The 18379-nt window shown below is 71.3% G+C and carries 15 protein-coding genes and 1 riboswitch; of the genes, 11 read left to right on the top strand and 4 right to left on the bottom strand.

The features are described 5' to 3' along the window. Positions 1–145: 145 nt before the first annotated feature. Positions 146–273: riboswitch (FMN riboswitch) on the bottom strand. A 731-nt stretch (positions 274–1004) separates the two neighbouring features. From ACZ5ON_RS19500 to ACZ5ON_RS19535, 8 genes are all read left to right on the top strand, one after another. Then, positions 1005–1253 (top strand): SCO4226 family nickel-binding protein, encoded by a 249-nt coding sequence (locus tag ACZ5ON_RS19500; RefSeq protein WP_465593745.1) that lies wholly within the window; start codon positions 1005–1007, stop codon positions 1251–1253. 152 nt (positions 1254–1405) lie between these two features. Next, positions 1406–2071 (top strand): MSMEG_1061 family FMN-dependent PPOX-type flavoprotein, encoded by a 666-nt coding sequence (locus ACZ5ON_RS19505; protein ID WP_465593748.1) that lies wholly within the window; start codon positions 1406–1408, stop codon positions 2069–2071. Positions 2072–2883: 812 nt separating this feature from the next. Next, complete coding sequence (locus ACZ5ON_RS19510) at positions 2884–3189, top strand: urease subunit gamma (protein ID WP_465593751.1); 306 nt, start codon at positions 2884–2886, stop codon at positions 3187–3189. Positions 3190–3290: 101 nt separating this feature from the next. Further along, positions 3291–3851 carry an urease subunit beta gene (locus ACZ5ON_RS19515; RefSeq protein WP_465593754.1) on the top strand — a complete coding sequence of 187 codons (561 nt, stop codon included), beginning with the start codon at positions 3291–3293 and terminating at the stop codon, positions 3849–3851. Beyond that, a complete protein-coding gene (gene ureC, locus ACZ5ON_RS19520; RefSeq protein WP_465593757.1) occupies positions 3851–5575 on the top strand; it encodes an urease subunit alpha in 1725 nt (574 codons plus the stop codon). The genes ACZ5ON_RS19515 and ureC overlap by 1 nt, the downstream gene beginning before the upstream one ends. 65 nt (positions 5576–5640) lie before the next feature. Continuing rightward, complete coding sequence (locus tag ACZ5ON_RS19525; protein ID WP_465593881.1) at positions 5641–6327, top strand: urease accessory protein UreF; 687 nt, start codon at positions 5641–5643, stop codon at positions 6325–6327. Between the two features lie 33 nt (positions 6328–6360). Then, the gene (ureG, locus tag ACZ5ON_RS19530) at positions 6361–7113 is read left to right on the top strand and encodes an urease accessory protein UreG (protein WP_465593760.1); all 753 of its coding nucleotides are present in this window, start codon (positions 6361–6363) and stop codon (positions 7111–7113) included. Next, the gene (locus tag ACZ5ON_RS19535; RefSeq protein WP_465593763.1) at positions 7110–8054 is read left to right on the top strand and encodes an urease accessory protein UreD; all 945 of its coding nucleotides are present in this window, start codon (positions 7110–7112) and stop codon (positions 8052–8054) included. Before ureG ends, ACZ5ON_RS19535 begins: the two co-directional genes overlap by 4 nt. A 4-nt stretch (positions 8055–8058) precedes the next feature. Here the strand turns inward: ACZ5ON_RS19535 and ACZ5ON_RS19540 are convergent, their stop codons facing one another. The 3 genes from ACZ5ON_RS19540 to ACZ5ON_RS19550 form a co-directional block, all read right to left on the bottom strand. Next, positions 8059–9444, bottom strand: a complete 1386-nt coding sequence (locus tag ACZ5ON_RS19540) for a uracil-xanthine permease family protein (protein ID WP_465593766.1) — start codon at positions 9442–9444, stop codon at positions 8059–8061. 860 nt (positions 9445–10304) lie between these two features. Next, entirely contained in the window at positions 10305–12314 is a 2010-nt protein-coding gene (locus tag ACZ5ON_RS19545) for a GTP-binding protein (protein ID WP_465593769.1), read from the bottom strand. A 270-nt stretch (positions 12315–12584) separates the two neighbouring features. Further along, on the bottom strand, positions 12585–12968 hold the full coding sequence (locus ACZ5ON_RS19550) for a hypothetical protein (protein ID WP_465593772.1): 384 nt from the start codon (positions 12966–12968) through the stop codon (positions 12585–12587). A 299-nt stretch (positions 12969–13267) separates the two neighbouring features. Between ACZ5ON_RS19550 and ACZ5ON_RS19555 the strand changes: the two genes are divergently transcribed. Beyond that, positions 13268–13951, top strand: a complete 684-nt coding sequence (locus ACZ5ON_RS19555) for a DUF5995 family protein (protein ID WP_465593775.1) — start codon at positions 13268–13270, stop codon at positions 13949–13951. 69 nt (positions 13952–14020) lie between these two features. On the opposite strand, the gene ACZ5ON_RS19560 is transcribed toward ACZ5ON_RS19555, so the two are convergent. Then, positions 14021–15460 carry a GuaB1 family IMP dehydrogenase-related protein gene (locus ACZ5ON_RS19560; protein WP_465593778.1) on the bottom strand — a complete coding sequence of 480 codons (1440 nt, stop codon included), beginning with the start codon at positions 15458–15460 and terminating at the stop codon, positions 14021–14023. A 495-nt stretch (positions 15461–15955) separates the two neighbouring features. Between ACZ5ON_RS19560 and ACZ5ON_RS19565 the strand changes: the two genes are divergently transcribed. Together ACZ5ON_RS19565 and ACZ5ON_RS19570 are read left to right on the top strand one after the other, a co-directional pair. Then, positions 15956–16639, top strand: coding sequence for a PadR family transcriptional regulator (locus ACZ5ON_RS19565; RefSeq protein ID WP_465593781.1), 684 nt, complete (start codon positions 15956–15958; stop codon positions 16637–16639). Further along, entirely contained in the window at positions 16636–18255 is a 1620-nt protein-coding gene (locus ACZ5ON_RS19570; protein WP_465593784.1) for an MFS transporter, read from the top strand. Before ACZ5ON_RS19565 ends, ACZ5ON_RS19570 begins: the two co-directional genes overlap by 4 nt. Positions 18256–18379: the final 124 nt, after the last annotated feature.

The raw sequence follows: 18379 nt of genomic DNA on the forward strand, positions 1-18379 counted from the left end.
ACGCCCAGGGATGCCCGACCGGGCACTCCTGGATGTCGGGAGCGCTCCTCGGCACCGGCCGGGTACGACCGCTGCGAGGGGACGGAGTCCTCCCGGCACACCATCCGCGGCCCCTCGGGGGGAGCCACGGCACTGCTTGTCCGCCCGCGCACGCCTCCCATCCGGACTTTAACCGTCGGTCCAGGAATTTCACCTGGTCAACCGGCCGCTGGCTGCGGACGGGTCGCGGACTGTAACCGCCGGTTCGGATTTTCACCGACCCCGGAGTGCGCTGAACGTCACTGCTACTGCGGTCATTCTGCCACGCTCCCCGGCGGACGAGGAGAGGTACTCGCTGTGGCCTGGTTCACTTGGCCAGGTCGGCACCGGCGGGAATATCCCGCGCGCCGGCGGCAGATCGGACACCGCGACCCGCTGGGCGCGCAACTGGCCCGGCTACGGGGGGAACTGACCGTCCAGCGCAGGGCGCCGGCGGTCCGAGGAGTGCGCGGGCCCGCCCGCCGACCGCCAACCAGGTTGAGCGCGGAGGTGGTTGGGGCCATCGGCCGCCGACCTCCAGCCGGACGGCGAAGGAGCATCCGCCACGGGCATCCGCCGCGCGCGGCCGAGGCGGTGGCCGGTGCCGGCTCCGGCCAACGCCTCGGCCGCCGGTCGGGGTTGCACGGCCCGCGCAGCGGGTAACCCGCCAGATTGCGAGCCCGGTCGGCCTCGTCCAGCGGCGACACCCATCGTCGCCGGCGGCCACGGACCGGGCTCGACCACGTTGCGGACCGGCCCGCGGCGGCCCGTTCGGCGACGGCCGCTGCGGGCCGGCGCCGCGGGTCCAGCCCGTGCCGCGCCCCCGGAGGGCGGCCCGGCGGACGGCTCCGGGAACGACCCCTCCGCCTCCGCCAGCCGCACGCCCAGGCCTCTGGCGCCGCGCCTCCACCGGGGCGCACCCTGGTGGTATCCACGGCACCGGGCGGTGTCGACCCGGGCCACCGACCAGTGGAGGTGTGAGGGTGATGGCCACCTTCATGGACGTCCACCACGGGATGACCGGCATCACCGCCGAACAGCTCGCGGCCGTACACCGGGCCGACCTGGCGATCCAGGCCGAGGAGCACGTGCACTTCAAGCAGGCCTGGGCCGACCCCGAGACCGGCACCGTCTACTGCCTCTCCGACGCCCCGTCCAAGGAGGCCGTCCAGCGGGTGCACGAGCGCGCCGGACACCGGGCCGACGAGATCCACCACGTGTCGATCACGATCTGACCGACTCCGACCGACCCTGACCGACTCCGACCGGCACCACCAGCTCACCCGGTACGACGGGCCCGACCCGACCGGACGCCGCCGCACCCGGGAGCCCAGGAACGGCGAAAGTCCCTACCCGCCTTCCGGGTGCTCGACTAGATTGCCGATGCGTGACCACGACACCGCTGGCTCCGGGCCGGCTCTTCGACGCCCTGAGCACCGCCGCACTGCGGGACACCGCACAGCTGCGCGAGATCTACGAGCAGCCGAGCGAGCACGCCCGCCGGAAGCAGATGGACCACCTGCACGACAGCGCCCAGCAGCTGATCGGCTGCGCCTCGCTGGTGTTCATGGCCAGCGCCGGGGCGGACGGCCGGACCGACGTGACTCCGCGGGGAGGCCCGCCCGGGTTCGTCTCGGTGCTGGACGCGCACACCCTCGCCGTACCGGACGCGACCGGCAACAAGCGGCTGGACAGCCTGCACAACATCATCGAGACCGGACAGGTCGGCCTGCTGTTCGTCATCCCGGGCCGCGACAGCACCCTGCGGGTCAACGGGCGCGCCTGCGTCTCCACCGACCCGCAGCTACTGGCGCAGCTGACCGCCGTCGGCAAGCCGCCGCGCAGCGCCGTCGTGGTCGCGGTCGAGGAGGTGTACGGGCACTGCCCGAAGTCCTTCCTGCGGGCGGGCGCTTGGAAGCCCGAGAAGTGGCTCTCCCCCGACGCCGCACCCAGTTCGGCCCAGGTCACGCTCTCCCACCTGAGCGACCCGGAGCTGACGATCGAGATGATCGAGCAGTCCGAGCGCGAGGCGCTGCTGTACCGCTACGAGTGACGTCCACCCCAAGCGACTTCCGCCCCGAAGGCCCGGCGTTCCACACCCGTCGCCACCGGGCCTTCGCCACGACCGGGCTGACGGTCGCTCAGGGTGCACCGGCGCGAGAGCGGATGACCGAACGGAACGTCAGGCACCGCTTCCTGATGCCATGTTCAGCCCTTCGGCCCTTCGGCCCGTCGGCCACGGACGGCCGCCGGGGCGGTCGACTCGGTCAAACCTTGACCCCGAAGAGTTCAACATCTTGTCAACCCTTTCACTCTCCCGCCCCACCCACCACACGCCCGCCTGACCGCCAGCCCGGCCCCATCAGGGATTATTCCTTTCGGCAATCGATCAGCTACGCTACGTATCCGACATCGGTCACTTGCCTCCGTCCGGGTCAGGCGTACTGTTCCGATCCGGGAGCAGAGCACGAACGGACACCGCTCGAACCAGGCGGTGTCGGCGGGCGGGACGACGTTCTCGGGAGTTCCTGTGCAGGCTGCGGAGCAGGCGTCCGAAGGGGCGCCATCAGGGCTGGCCCCCGGGGCACGGACCACGGCGCCGCGCAGCCACCGGCCCCGACGCCGCTGCCCCGATCAGGTCGGCTCCCCCACGAACGGCGTGCCGACCTGATCCACCGGTACGGCGCACTCCGCTCCACCCGCTGACGAGGCTTCGCCGACGCCGCCGAAGCCCCGGCCATCGAGGCCCTGGCCGCCGAAACCCGGCTGACGAAGCCCGGCTGACCGAGTCCCGACCCGCAGGGCCTTCTCCCCGGCCGGTCCAGCACCGGACCTCCCCAGCCCTCCATCGAGAGAAGTGACGCCGTGAACCTCTCGCCCCGAGAGATCGACAAGCTCCACGTCTACGTGGTCGCCGACCTGGCCCGGCGCCGCCGCGACCGGGGCACCAAGCTCAACTACAGCGAGGCCGCCGCGCTCATCACCGAAGCCGTACTGGAGGCCGCCCGCGACGGGCGCACCGTGGCCGAGTGCACGGAGATCGGCCGCAAGGTCGTCACGGCCGACGAAGTCATGCCGGGCGTACGGGAGATGCTCGGCGTGCTCCAGGTCGAGACCGCCTTCGTGGACGGAACCAAGCTGGTCACCTGCCACGACCCGATCCACCCCTGACCGCACCGAGCCGCCCGGCCGCCCGCGCCGCACCACACCGTGCGGCGCCAGCGCCCCGGAGTTCGAGCCAACGCCCTTGCCGCACCGAGGAGTCAAGCAGGATGTCCGGGGGAGCCCAGTACCTCTACGGCGATGATCCGATCGAGATCAACGCGGGCCGGGCCACGGCCAGGCTCACCGTCGCCAACACCGGCGACCGGGCCGTGCAGATCGGCTCGCACTACCACTTCTTCGAGGCCAACCGCGCCCTGAGCTTCGACCGCGAGGCCGCTTACGGCATGCACCTGGACATCCCCTCCGGCACCGCCGTGCGCTTCGAACCCGGGGACACCCGCGAGGTCGATCTGTGCGCCTTCGGCGGCACTCGCCGCCTGGTCGGCTTCGCCGGGCTGGTGAACGGCGGCCTGACCGCGCCCGACACCCGCCGGACCGCCCTGCGCCGCGCGGCCGGTCGAGGCTTCCGTGACGCACCGGTGGGGGTACGGGCCGGAGTACCGGCTGACACGCCGGCGGCCGTGCCGACGATCCCGCTGCCGGAGGCTCCGATGACCGAACCGTCGGCCGTGCCGACCACCGCGCCGACGACCGATCCTGCGACCGCACCGGCGACGGTACCGCCGACCGCCTCGGCGAACGACGAGAACGAGGGGGCCGGGGCCTGATGGCGCTCCTGTCGCGCAAGCAGTACACCGACCTGTTCGGCCCGACCGTCGGCGACCGGTTCCACCTGGCCGACACCAACCTGCTGGTGGAGGTCGAGTACGACCACAACGCCGGTTCCTACGGCGACGAGGCCGTCTACGGCGGTGGCAAGGCCATCCGGGACGGGATGGCCCAGGACCCCGCCGCGCTGAACCGTGAGGGCGCGCTCGACCTGGTCATCACCAACGTGGTGGTGATGGACCCGGTGCTCGGCATCGTCAAGGGCGACATCGGCGTGAAGGACGGTCTGATCGCGGGCGTCGGCAAGGCCGGGAACCCGCATCTGCAGAACGGTGTCGACCCCGCGCTGGTGATCGGCCCCGGCACCGAGGTGGTCTCCGGCGAGCACCTGATCGCCACCGCCGGCGGGGTGGACACCCACATCCACTTCATCTCGCCGCAGCAGGCCCAGGAGGGCCTGTCCAACGGCATCACCACCTTCTTCGGCGGCGGCACCGGGCCGACCGACGGCACCAACGGCACCACCTGCACCCCGGGTCCGTGGAACATCCACCGGATGCTGGAGGCCGCCGAGGAGCTGCCGGTCAACGTGGGCCTGCTCGGCAAGGGCAACGGCAGCCTGCCCCAGGCACTGCGCGAGCAGGTCGAGGCGGGCGCCGCCGGTCTCAAGGTCCACGAGGACTGGGGCGCCACCCCCGCCGTGATCGACGAAGCGCTGCGGGTCGCCGACGAACACGACGTGCAACTCGCCATCCACACCGACACGTTGAACGAAGGCGGCTTCTTCGAGGACACCCTCTCGGCGATCGACGGGCGCACCATCCACACCTTCCACACCGAGGGCGCGGGCGGCGGCCACGCCCCCGACATCATGCGGGTCGCGGGTGAGCCCAACGTGCTGCCGTCCTCCACCAACCCGACCCTGCCGTACACCATCAACTCGGTGGACGAGCTGCTCGACATGGTGATGGTCTGCCACCACCTGTCCCGGGACGTCCCCGAGGACGTCTCCTTCGCCGACAGCCGGGTGCGCGCCGAGACCATCGCGGCCGAGACGGTGCTGCACGACCTCGGCGTGATCAGCGTCTTCTCCTCCGACTCCCAGGCCATGGGCCGGGTCGGCGAGTCCTTCGCCCGCGCCTTCCAGACCGCCCACCACTGCAAGGACAAGCGCGGCGCCCTGGCCGAGGACAGCTCGCGCAACGACAACGCGCGGGTACTGCGCTACCTGGCCAAGCTCACCGTCAACCCGGCGATCGCGGTCGGCGCCGCCGACGTGATCGGTTCGCTGGAGCCCGGCAAGCTGGCCGACATCGTGCTGTGGCCGATCCACTCGTTCGCCGCCAAGCCCAAGCTCGTCATCAAGGGCGGCATGGTCAACTGGGCGCTGATGGGCGACCCCAACGCCTCGCTGCCCACCCCGCAGCCGGTCTACTACCGCCCGATGTTCGGCGCGATGGGCCGCGCCCTGCAGCGCACCTCGGTGACCTTCATGTCCCAGGCGGCCGTCGCGGCGGGCGTCCCGGGCGAACTCGGCCTGCGGCGCCGGATCGAACCGGTGCGGCGCTGCCGTACGGTCGGCAAGCAGGACATGGTCCGCAACGACGCACTGCCGAGGATCGGGGTGGACCCGGAGACCTACAAGGTCACGCTGGACGGCGAGGTGGCCACCATCGAGCCGGCCGAGCGCCTCCCGCTCAGCCAACTGTTCTACATCGCCTGATCCGGCCGGCACGACGTGACACCGGTCGACAACTCCCAGTCAGGACCACCGGCTTGAACGAACCCATGCCGATCCCGGCGCTGCTGACCGGGCTCCAGCTCACCGACTCGGCCTTCCCCAGCGGCTACTACACCCTCTCCCACGGCCTGGAGGGCTTCCAGCAGTCGCGCGCGGTCTCGCCGCGCACCCTGCCCGCGCTGCTGCACGACCTGCTGCGGCACGGCGCAGGCCCGGCCGACGCGACCGCCCTCGCCCTCGCACACCGCGCGGTGTGCGCCGGCGACTGGGAGCAACTGGTGGCGGTCGAACGACGGCTGTACGCCACCAAGTTGGGCCGCGAGGCCCGGCAGGCCGCCGTCCGTACCGGGCGGCAGCTGCTGGACCTGGCCGGCGAGGTCTACGGCACACCGGAGATCGAGCGCTACCGGGAGCTGTACCGATCCGGCCGGGTGCACGGCTGCCAGCCGGTGGTCGCCGCCGCCGTGCACGCCGGCAACGGCGTGACGGCGCGGCAGGCGGTCACCTGCGAACTGTTCGCCTTCGCGGCCAGTTTCACCGGCGCCGCGCTGCGGCTGCGGCTCACCGACCACCGGCGGGCGCAGGTCGTGCTGCACGGCGCTGCCCCTGTGATCGAGCAGGCCGTCGAGGCCGCCCTGTGCCGCGAGTTGGCCGACCTCGGCGGCTGCACACCACTGGCCGACGTGATGGCGGGCCGGCACGAGCGCGCCGATGCCCGCCTGTTCGCCAGCTGAACCGACCTCCCCCACTCCCCCCTGAGGACTGCCATGCACGATCCCACGCAGGTACGCGGAACCCACCACCACGGCCACGACGACCTCGTCCGCCGCCTTGAGGACGGCGTGCTGCGGGTGGGCGTCGCCGGCCCGGTCGGTTCCGGCAAGACCGCGCTGATCGAGGCGCTGGTCCCGGTCCTGATCGGACGCGGCCGCACGCCCGCCGTGATCACCAACGACATCTACACCTCGGAGGACGCCGCACACGTCCGGCGCACCCTGGCCGGCGTACTGGACGCGGACCGGATCGTCGGCGTGGAGACCGGCGCCTGCCCGCACACCGCCGTCCGGGACGACCCGACGATGAACCAGGCCGCCGCCGACGAACTCCTCGAACGCTTCCCGGAGATCGATACCCTGCTCTTCGAGAGCGGCGGCGACAACCTCACCCTCACCTTCAGCCCCGCCCTGGTCGACCTGTTCCTGTTCGTCCTGGACACCGCCGAGGGTGACAAGATGCCGCGCAAGAAGGGCCCCGGCATCACCGAGTGCGAGCTGCTGGTCATCAACAAGACCGACATCGCCCGGTACGTGCGCTGCGACCTCATCAGGATGGAGGCGGATGCCCGGACGGTCCGGGAGGGCCGGCCGGTGGTCCTCACCAACGCGCTCACCGGCGAGGGCCTGGACGCCGTCGCCGACTTCCTCCTCGCCCACCCGCGGGCGAACGGCGCCGCGCCCCGGAGCGAGCGCGTCCCGCTCGCGCACACGGCGGCGAACGGCTCGGCGGCGGTCCCCGCATGACGGCGGCGCCCGCGCGGCTGGACCCCGCGCACTACGAACCCCGCCGGGTACCGGGCCGGCTGCTCGAACTCGCCGGCAGCCCGGACACCCTGGCCGCCGGGCGCCCCGGCAAGGTCGGCCTGCTCGAACTGCGCTACGCCAGGGTCGGGGAGCGCACCGAACTCGTCCACCGCTACCAGAAGTCCCCGCTGCAGATCATTCGGCCGCTCTACATCGACCCGCTGCGGCCCGATCTGCCGGTCACCTTCCTGATGTCCACCGGTGGCGGGATCGTCCAGGCCGACCGCAACCGCATCGACATCGACTGCGGTCCGGGCACCGCCGTGCACCTGACCACCCAGGCCGCCACCAAGGTGCACCGGATGGAGTTCGACCACGCCACCCAGCTCGTCAACCTGACGGCGCGGGCCGGGAGTTACGTCGAGTACCTGCCCGACCCGCTGATCCCCTACCGGGACGCCCGGCTGTACCAGCACACCGTGGTCACGGTCGACCCCGGCGCCACCGTCCTGCTCGGCGAGACCATCGCCGCCGGACGGCTCGCCAGGGGCGAGCGACACGCCTACCGGATGCTCTGCAGCGACCTGGAGATCCGGCGCCCCGACGGCGAGCCGCTGGCCGCGGACACCGTCCGGCTGGAGCCGGGCGAGGGCGGCGAGGGAGTCAACGGCCCTGCCGTGCTGGACGGTTACGACCTCATGTCGACCCTCTTCGCCGTCACCCCGCTCGCCCGCGCCGACACGGTCGCCGACACCCTGGAGGAGGCGCTGGGGTCCACCTCACTGACGTACGGGGTGAGCACCCTGCCCGGGGAGTGCGGCGCCTGGGTCCGCGTGATGTCCGACGACTCCCCCGCGCTCACCCGTGCCGTGCGCACCGTCTGGGACGCGCTGCGCCGACTGCTGATCGGCGTACCCGCCCCTGACCTGCGCAAGAGCTGACGCTCTACTGCTCCGGCGTGGTGCTGTCGTACTCGCTGGTGCCGGCGTCCAGCAGCGGGGTCTGCGGCTCCTTCATGTGCGCCGGGGCCATCGGGCGCAGCACGTGGTACCCGAGCAGCACCACCAAGGTGCCGAGGGCGATGCCGCTGAGCGAGAAGTTCTCGGTGATCTTCAGCGACACGTTGCCGATGCCGATGATCACGCCGGCCGCCACCGGGACCAGGTTCAGCGGGTTGGTCAGCTCCACCCGGTTGTGCACCCAGATCTGGGCGCCGAGCAGACCGATCATGCCGTACAGGACGACGGTGATCCCGCCGAGCACTCCGCCGGGGATGGCGGCGACCACTGCGCCGAACTTGGGGCAGAGGCCGAAGAGGATCGCGAAGCCGGCGGCGCACCAGTACGCGGCGGTGGAGTAGACCCGGGTCGCGGCCATCACGCCGATGTTCTCGGCGTAGGTGGTGGTGGCCGGGCCGCCGACGCTGGTGGAGATCATGGTGGCGGCGCCGTCCGCCATGATCGCCACGCCCATCCGGTCGTCCAGCGGATCACCGGTCATCTCGCCGACCGCCTTGACGTGTCCGGCGTTCTCGGCGATCAGCGCGACCACCACGGGCAGCGCCACCAGCACGGCGGAGGCGGAGAAGCTCGGGGTGTGCAGGGTCGGCAGGCCGATCCAGTCGGCCTTGCTCACGCCCGAGAGGTCGAGCCGCCAGTGGTCGCCCACCACCCCGGCGCCGTTGGCGGAGTGGATCTGCCCGAAGATCCGGTCGGAGACCCAGGAGAGCGCGTACCCGAACACCAGGCCGAGGAAGATCGCGATGCGCGACCAGAAACCGCGCAGCACCACCAGGGCGAGGCCGGTGAACAGCATGGTGAGCAGCGCGGTCCACTGGTCCTGCGGCCAGTACGTCCCGGCGGCGACGGGGGCCAGGTTGAAGCCGATCAGCATCACGACGGCGCCGGTGACGACCGGCGGCAGCACCGCGTGGATCACCTTGGCGCCCGCCGCCTGGACCACCGCGCCGCAGGCCGCCAGCACCGCACCGACCACCAGCAGCGCACCCGTCAGCGTCGCGGCGTCACCGCCCTGCGCCTTGATCACGGCGGCCACCCCGACGAACGACAGGCTGCTGCCGAGATAGCTGGGGATCCGCCCTCCGGTGACGAGCAGGAAGAAGATGGTCGCGACGCCGGAGACCATCACGGCCAGGTTGGGGTCCAGCCCCATCAGCACCGGCGCCACGAACGTCGCACCGAACATGGCCACCACGTGCTGTGCACCGAGTCCGATGGTGCGCCCCCAGCTGAGCCGCTCGTCCGGCTTCACCACCGCACCGGGCGCCGGGCTCCTTCCGTCGCCGTGCAGCCTCCAGCCGAAGCCCGCCATGGGTCACTCACTCTCCTTGTCGGCAATGGGAACGCCCATGCGGGCAGATCGGGCCAACAGCCGATCACACCACCGCGCCCTGATGCAAAAACCCGCCGCCGGACGGGTGGCCGCCCAGCCGGGTAGGGCAGCTCCGCCGCCAGCTGTCCGGTTCTTGACCTGGGCTGCCGGCAGCCGAGTTCGGCGGCCGGCAGCGGCCGAAGGGGCTACCGGTTTTGCGTCAGCACCCGGGCACCCGAACGGCTTTCGGCGCACGGCGAAGGCACTGCCACCGGTCACCTGTGCGCCGTCACCGCGTCACCTGCGCCGGAACACCTCCACCGGACGGCCCGGACGCCAGAGCCGGATCACGAGCTCTGTTGACGATGCATCAGTCCGCTGCTCCGACGGTGGACCGAGCATCCGGATCACTCCCACTAGGGGTTGGACCCCCCGACCCGTCCCCCGAGTCAGGGCCCGTGCCCACCCCAAGAGAACAGGGCGTCGCTCTCCCCCTCGACGGCGATCACCGGCCGCTCCGAACGGAGCAAGATCTTCCATGTCGCCCCGACCGCACCGGCAGAAACCAGAAGGACCCGCCACCGTGACCACCGCAGCCCCCGCCCTCGCCTCGCCCGCCATCGCCACCGCCGCCCGAGCGACGGGCCACCTGTCGGTGCTCGCCGGCATCGCCGCCAACCCTGGGTCTGCTGCCCCTCTACCGCCAGGCCAGCCGCCAGGCGTAACCACTCGGACGCCGACCACCGAACACCGGCCAGCGTGCCGCAGGCGCCGGGATCCCGGATCCCGGCGCCTGCGGCGCATCCGGCCCCCTCGCTTTCACAGCCTCGGTCCCCGGCCGAGGCACCGGGAGCCGGAGTTCACCCCGCCTGCCCGCCGCGCTGCGCGAGGTGCCTGAGGTACTCCGCGCGGTTGAGCGGGTTGCCGTCCGTCCGCCGGCCGGCCGAGTAGGCACCCGGCTGATGACCGGTGACGGCCCGGTCTGCGCCGGGGCGGGACCACCAGACACCTTCGCCGCCGGTGAGCGAAGCCAACTGCCGTTTGAAGACTGGCACTTGGCGCAGCGGAATGCTGCCCTGGAGCAGCCAGCCCTCCCCCTGGGCGGAGGACTGCCTGATCTCGGCCTCCAGTCCGACGAGCCGGGCGACGACCGGGTTGACGGCCTCGGCGGGGAGTTCCAACTCGTAGTCCTGGCAGGGCTCGTAGAGCCGGGTACCGGCCTGCGCGAGAGCCCTCATGAGGACCAGCGGGGTCAGGTTGCGGAAGTCGGTGGCGGTGCTGATCGGGCTCGCGAACCCGGACCGGGTCAGGGTGATGGTGCAGTCGGTCACCGGCCAGCCGTGGAGGCCCTGCTGGAGGCATTCGTGCACGGTGTCCTCGATGGCGCGGTGGAACGCGCGTGGCAGCGCGCCGAGTTCGGTCTCCCAGCGGAAGCTCACGGCGGAGCCTCGGCTCGCGGGTTCGACCCGCAGTCCGACGGTCGCGAAGAACTCGTTGCGCCCGCGCCGGTCGATCTCCTCGAACGCTTCGCCGTCGCTCGCCGGCCGCTCGACGTACCGGATCCGGGACGGCTCGAAGACGGCCTCGACCGCGAACTCCTCGCGCAGCCTGGCCGCGATCACCTCCCGCTGCACCTCGCCGTACAGCAGCAGCGACATCCGGCCGCCGGGCAGTACGCGGGCCTGGATCAGCGGGTCCTGCTCGGCGAGCGCGCTCAGGGCCTCGTGCAACCGGGGTGCGAGGTGGGGCCGCTCCGGCCGGACCACGACGTCGAGGGAGGGCGGGGTGAAGCCGGCCCGCTCCTCGCGCAGTTCCGACTCGCTCGGCGTGCCGAGCCGGTCGCCGACCCGGGTCTCGGCCAGGCCGCGCAGGCGCACGATGCTGCCGGCCACCGCCCTGGTCTCCGAGGACGCCGAGCCGACCACGGTCAGCTCGGTGACGCGGCCCTGGTACTGCCGGTACCGGCCGTCCGCCTCCCGCCGGTGCAGGGTGAGCCGGTCACCCCGGGCCACCGTCCCGGCGAACAGCCGCAGGCAGCAGATCTTCTCGCCGGCGCTGCCGCGTTCGATCGCGAAGACCGTGCCGCGCGGTGTGCCACCGAAGGGCTGCGGCAGGACCGGCAGCAGCCGGGTGATGCCCTCCAACAGGGTCGGAATGCCCTCACCGGTGCGGGCGGAGCCGAAGACCACCGGGTGCACGAGGCCCGCCGCGGTCTGCGCGGCGATACCCGCCCACAGTTCCTCGTGGGACGTCGGCCGGTCCAGGACGAGACGGGTCAGCAGCTCGTCGTCGTTCACGGAGAGCAGATCGGTGACCGCGGTGTGGAAGTCCGGGTCCGTGAGTGCGTACGGCCTGGTCCGGACGGCCGAAGTGCCGATGCCCGCAACCGTGTTGAGCGGGACGAGCCCGGGCGCGAGCCGCCGCCGGATGGCTGCCAGCAGCTCGTCGTGGCGGGCACCGGTGCGGTCGATCTTGTTGACGAAGATCAGTACGGGGATGCCCATCCTGCGCAGGGTGGCCATCAGTACCCGGCTCTGCGCCTGGACGCCCTCGACGGCGGACACCACCAGGACCACCGCGTCCAGGACCCGCAGGGCCCGTTCCACCTCGGCGATGAAGTCGACGTGGCCTGGGGTGTCGATCAGGTTGACCTGCAGGCGGCCGGCGGGGCCGGCGGTGGTGAAGGAGGCGACGGCGGAACGGATGGTGATACCGCGCTCGCGCTCGATGTCGCCGGTGTCCGTCTGGGTGGTTCCGGCGTCCACCGAACCGAGCCGGTCGATCGCTCCGGTCTCGAACAGCAGTCGCTCGGTCAGGCTGGTCTTACCGGCGTCGACGTGCGCCAGAATGCCGATGTTCAGGGTGGTCATGAGTGGCGGAATCCTCGGAAACGCTCGAAAGAACGGGGAGCTTGGGGTTTCCGAGAACCTGGCGCATCTCAATCTCCTGGCTGTGACGGCACGAACCTCGTCATCCTGTCACCGGGATCCGCCGCACGCACTCGAATTAACGCGGCGGGCCGCGACCGGACCAGCCCGGCGGACCACACCGGGCGTCGAGGGACCGCGGCGGGCCCGGTCGGGCCCCGGCGGCCGAGGCCCGACCGGGGCCCGCCGCTCAGTGCGCCGAGCACCCGCCGTTCAGTGACTGAGGCGGTGGTGGCCGAAGCGGTGGCGCCGGGTGGCCGGCGGCGACTTGTCGGCGCCCGGACCCTGCACCGCCCGGTCCACCTCCGTATCACCCGTCGGGCTCCGGCGGGCTTCCCGCGCGGCCCGCTTGTCGACCCGGCGCGCGACGGCGCGGCGGCGGTGCCTGCGGGCCCCCGACGAGGCCAGCATCCAGCCCAGCGCGAAGAGCAGGGTCAGCGCGATACCGGCGAGGAAGATCTCCAGGGCGTTCATGGTCGCGATGTGGTTGCCGAACAGCGTGATCGCGTAGTCGGAACCGGCCTGGAGATTCTGCGAGATCAGCAACGCGGCGAACGCGGCGCTCACGACGAGCAGCAGCAGTCCGAGGAGGAACATGGAGGGCCTCCCTTCGAGGGCTCACCTTGAGATATATGCCCTGAATAAGAAATTTGGACCCATTTGGCCAACCGCTGTTCGATGGTGACGCCCTGCATCCGAGCGGGCACCCATCGCACTCCGCCCGGATCCCTGCCTCCGGCACGCCCTCTGCGACACCGAGGCTCCCCCGACCACCACGCGGGCGGCCCGCTCGCCGCTCGCGCTCCACCGGCACCCGCCCGGCGGATTCCGCGCGGGCCGGGCGGGTGGCAACGTGAACGGCCGGGGGCTTCACCGGCGGAGGGCGGACGAGCACGATGGCAACCACCGACGTTCTGACTATCGATCAAGTAGTCGACCGGATGCGCGACTTGGCCGCGCGACTGCCCCAGGGGGACGGCATCGAGGTCTTCAACGCGATGTACCTGACGGTGACCGAACTGGTCAGGGACCGGCTGGCGTCGGCCTACTTCGACGACCCCGCGGGGATGGCCCGACTGGACGCCGTCTTCGCCGCCCGCTTCCTCTCCGCCGTCGACGCCGCCGAGTCGGGCGGCGTGCCGGAGGCCTGCTGGCGACCGCTGTTCGAACTGCGCGGCAACCCCGGCATCCATCCGATCCAGTTCGCACTGGCCGGGATGAACGCCCACATCGAGAACGACCTGCCGCTCTCCGTACTGGACTGCTGCCGGACCCTCGGCCTCCGGCCCGAGGACGCCGAGGCCGACTACCACCGCATCAACGACCTGCTCGCCGAGGTCGAGTCCCAGGTCCGCGAAGAACTGCTGCCCGGCCCCGAGCGGCTGCGGATCGCCGACCCGCTGCTGCACGTGATCGGCGTGTGGAGCATCGACCGTGCCCGGGACGCCGCCTGGGCCAGTGTCCTCGGCCTCTGGGAGCTGCGGCGCGCCCCGCTCGCGTACGAGGCCGTCACCACCGCACTGTCCGACTCGGTGGGCATGGTCAGCCGGGCCCTGCTGACCCCGCTCGACGCGCACTGAACGCGCCGTCGGCCGGCCTCCCGCGCACTGCGGGAGACCGGCCGACCGCCTACCGGCACCTGGGAGGCGTCACGCCCAGCTGGAGTGCAGCGGCTTGCCCTCTGCGTAGCCGGCCGCGCTCTGGACGCCCACGATCGCCTTCTCGCGGAACTCCTCCAGGCTGTTGGCACCCGCGTAGGTGCAGGCGCTTCGCACACCCGCGACGATCGAGTCGATCAGGTCCTCGACACCAGGACGGACCGGGTCGACGAACATCCGCGAGTGCGAGATGCCCTCCTCGAACAGGCCCTTGCGGGCACGGTCGTACGCCGACTCGCCCGAGGTCCGGTTGGTCACGGCGCGTGCGGAGGCCATGCCGAAGCTCTCCTTGTACTGGCGGCCGTCAGCGGCGGTCTGCAGGTCGCCCGGGGACTCCAGGGTGCCGGCGAACCAGGAACCGACCATCACATTGGACGCACCGGCGGCCAGCGCCATGGCGACGTCGCGCGGGTGGCGGACACCGCCGTCGGCCCAGACGTGCTTGCCGAGCTTGCGGGCCTCGGCCGCGCACTCCAGGACGGCGGAGAACTGCGGGCGGCCGACACCGGTCATCATCCGGGTGGTGCACATCGCGCCGGGGCCCACACCGACCTTGAGGATGTCCGCACCGGCCTCGACCAGGTCACGGACACCGGCGGCGGAGACCACGTTGCCCGCCACGACCGGGATCTTCGGGTCGAGCGCGCGCACCGCGCGCAGCGCGTTGATCATCGTCTCCTGGTGGCCGTGCGCGGTGTCCACCACCAGCACGTCCGCACCGGCGTCGATCAGTGCCTTCGCCTTGCCGGCCACATCGCCGTTGATGCCGACGGTCGCGGCGACCCGCAGCCTGCCCTCGGTGTCCACGGCCGGGGCGTAGAGGGTGGCGCGCAGCGCGCCCTTGCGGGTCAGGATGCCGACCAGCTTGCCCTCGGCGTCGACGACCGGCGCCAGCTTGCGGTGCCCCTCGTTCAGCTTGTCGAACGCGGCGCGCGGGTCGATGCCCTCGTCCAGCAGCAGCAGGTCGCGGGACATCACCTCGGACAGGCTGGTGAACCGGTCCACACCCTGGCAGTCGCCCTCGGTCACCACACCGACCGGCTTGCCGTCCTCGACCACGACCAGCGCGTTGTGCGCACGCTTGGGCAGCAGGGACAGCGCGTCCGCGACGGTGTGACCGGGGGCCAGGGTGAGCGCGGTGTCGTGCACCAGGTGGCGCTGCTTGACCCAGCCGATCACCTCGGCGATCACCTCGGTCGGAATGTCCTGCGGGATGGCCACCAGACCACCACGGCGGGCCACGGTCTCGGCCATCCGGCGACCTGCGATCGCGGTCATGTTCGCGACGACGAGCGGGATCGTGGTCCCCGTCCCGTCGTTCGAGGAGAGGTCGACACCCTGCCGGGAGCCCACGGCGGAACGGCTGGGGACCATGAAGACGTCGTCGTACGTGAGGTCGTACGCGGGCTTGAGGTCGTTCAGGAAGCGCATGAAAAGGGCTCTCTGGCTGGGAGAAGTTACACCTCGGGTGCGGCTGCGGATGTCCCGCGAGGGCGCACTCGGGCGCCCCGCACCCAACCGTCGAGTTTCACTCATACCCTGCTCGAAAGCCAGTTCACGCGTAAACGTTGAAGATCCACACAGCTGCCGCCAACCGGGCGGCGGGCCGACTTTGTAGGAAAATCCAAATGGCGCCCTGACTGCCGATGGTGTCGTTCCCGCCAGATCTCAGCCACGACGCACCCCGCCCGCCCCGGCCCCCGGCTCCCGGCCCCGGCGAATCAGGACAGCGCCCGGGCAGCTCCGGATCGCAGGCCGGCGCGCCCGCGGCCACCAGCACTCCCTTGCCGTACGGACGGCCGCCCCCGCTGAGCTCGATCATGGCCGAAAGCGTTCCCCCATCACTCTCGGACCAGTAACCAGAGCACTCCACTTCATATACTCCAACTGGAGTACCCCACTTGAGGTAGGTAGGAGGCAGGGAACGTGGCCGAACCAAGGGGACGCAAGCTCAATCTGCTGGCCATGGCGCTCCTCGAGGTGCTCGAGGAGCGGCCGGCTCACCCGTACGAAATCCACCAGACCATGCGTGACCGGCAGCGCAACCGGCTGGTCAAGCTCACCGTCGGCTCGCTGTACCACGCGGTGGACCGGCTGGAGCGGCTCGGCCTGATCGAGCCCGTGGGCACGGACCGGCAGGGCAGGCTGCCGGAGCGCACGGTGTACGCGATCACGCAGGAAGGCCGGGATGCGTTCGCCGACCGGCTGAAGGAGATGGTCTCCGCTCCCGCCGAGGAGTTCCCGGAGTTCCCGTTGGCTCTCGCCCTGCTGCACACGCTCGACAGGGAGACCGCGCTCGAGCGGCTGATCTGGCGGGCCGCGGCGCTGGAGGCACACATCGCCGGCGGCGAGGTGATGGCCACCCGGCTCACCGAGTTCGGTGTGGCCCCGATGTTCTCCGTCGACCTCGACTGGCAGCTCACCAGGGCCCGGGCCGAACTGAAGTGGATCAACGCTCTGGTGGCACGGCTGCGCAGCGGTGCACTGCCCTGGGACCGGAAGGCCGACGCCCCGCCGGTCCAGTTCGGCCCGGCCGCAGCCGAGGCCGGGAACACCGGCGCGTCGCCCGAAGACCAGGACGGAACCGGGAAGGGCATGGTGAGCCGATGAACCCCCGACGCGTCACACGGCCCTGGTTAGCACTCTTCGCCCTGTGCACCGGCCTGTTCATGATCCTGCTCGACAGCACGATCGTGAACATCGCGGTCCCCGGCATGATGTCCGACCTGGGGACGGGTCTCGACCAGATCCTGTGGATCGTCAACGGCTACACGCTGGCCTACGCCGTACCGCTCATCCTGGCCGGGCGCCTGGGCGACCGCTTCGGACGCAAACGGCTGTACGTCATCGGGCTGGTGGTCTTCACCCTCGCCTCCGCCCTCTGCGGCCTGTCCGACACCGGCGGAGAGCTGATCGCGGCCCGCGCGGCACAGGGTGTCGGTGGCGCGCTGATGAACCCCCAGACGCTGGCCTTCATAACGGTTCTGTTCCCACCGGAGAAGCGGGGTGCGGCGTTCGGGGCGTGGAGCGGGGTCGCCGGGGTGTCGACGATCGCCGGTCCACTACTCGGTGGACTGATCGTGGAGAAGCTCAGCTGGGAGTGGATCTTCTTCGTCAACGTACCCGTCGGTGTCATCGGTCTGGTGCTCGCCCTGCTCGTGGTGCCCGAGTCGCGCAATGCGAGTGCCCAGCGGCTCGATCCCCTGGGCATCGTGCTGGTCAGCACCGGGTTGTTCGCCGTTATCTACGCGCTCCAGGAAGGCAGCCGCTACGACTGGGGCGTGATCGCGGGTCCGCTGTCCGTACCGGTCCTGCTGGTGGCCGGCGTCGTGCTGGTCGCTGCGTTCCTACTGGTGCAGCAGCGGTCCCCGGAGCCGATGGTGCCGCTCACGCTGTTCGCCGACCGGAACTTCTCGATCGTCAACGTGGTCGCCACGGCAGTGGGTTTCGGCATGGTGGCACTGCTGCCCGTGACGCTCTTCCTGCAGGACGTGCTGGGCCTGAGTGCCCTGGAATGCGGCCTGGTAACCGCCCCCGCATCGGTGTGCGCCGCGGTGATCGCGCCCTTCGCCGGGTTCAGAGCTGACCGAACGGGCGGCAAATACCTGCTCGTCACGGGCCTGTTGGCCTTCTGCGCCGGGATCGGCGGCAGTGCGCTGCTCGCCGCGCCGAACATGCGCGTGTGGTTGATGGTGCCCGCGGTGATCGTCCTTGGCGTTGCCATGGGGCTGCTGTTCTCCACGATGACCACCGTGGCCCTACGCGATGTCCGACCAGAGCTGTCCGGCGCCGCCTCCGCGGTGTTCAACACCACACGGCAACTCGGCCAGGCGCTGGGCACCGCCGCCGTGGGCGCGCTGTTGCAGGCGGCACTTCGCACCTCGACCCATCGGGAAGCCGCCACCACCGCGGAAAGCCTGCCCGTGTCGGTACGCGAGCAGTTCGTCGACAGCTTCACGGCCGTCAGCGCCGACAGCCCGGCCCGCACGGTCGACGCCCCCGCCGGACTGCCGACGTCGCTCGCGGCGCAGTGGCACCAACTGAGCGTGGGAGTGCTCGGCCACGGCTTCGTCACTGCCATGCGTTGGACCCTGCTACTGCCCATCGCGCTGCTGCTGATCGCTGCCGTCTGCAGCTTCGGCCTCCGCCGCACCCGGAAGGCATCCCGGACTGTTTCCCCCGACGCCGCACGGCTGACTGAGACCAGCCATCGGCCCGCTGGATAGATCGCGACTCCGAAGGGTGGTGCTTCGGCACCGAGCGACGACCCCCGGGGCGACGGTCCGCACCGCCGCCGAGCATGCCACCGGCACGAATGTCATCGGCCATCCGCGGCAGGCGAGTTCTGCG

Source organism: Kitasatospora sp. NPDC032150, assembly GCF_055579945.1.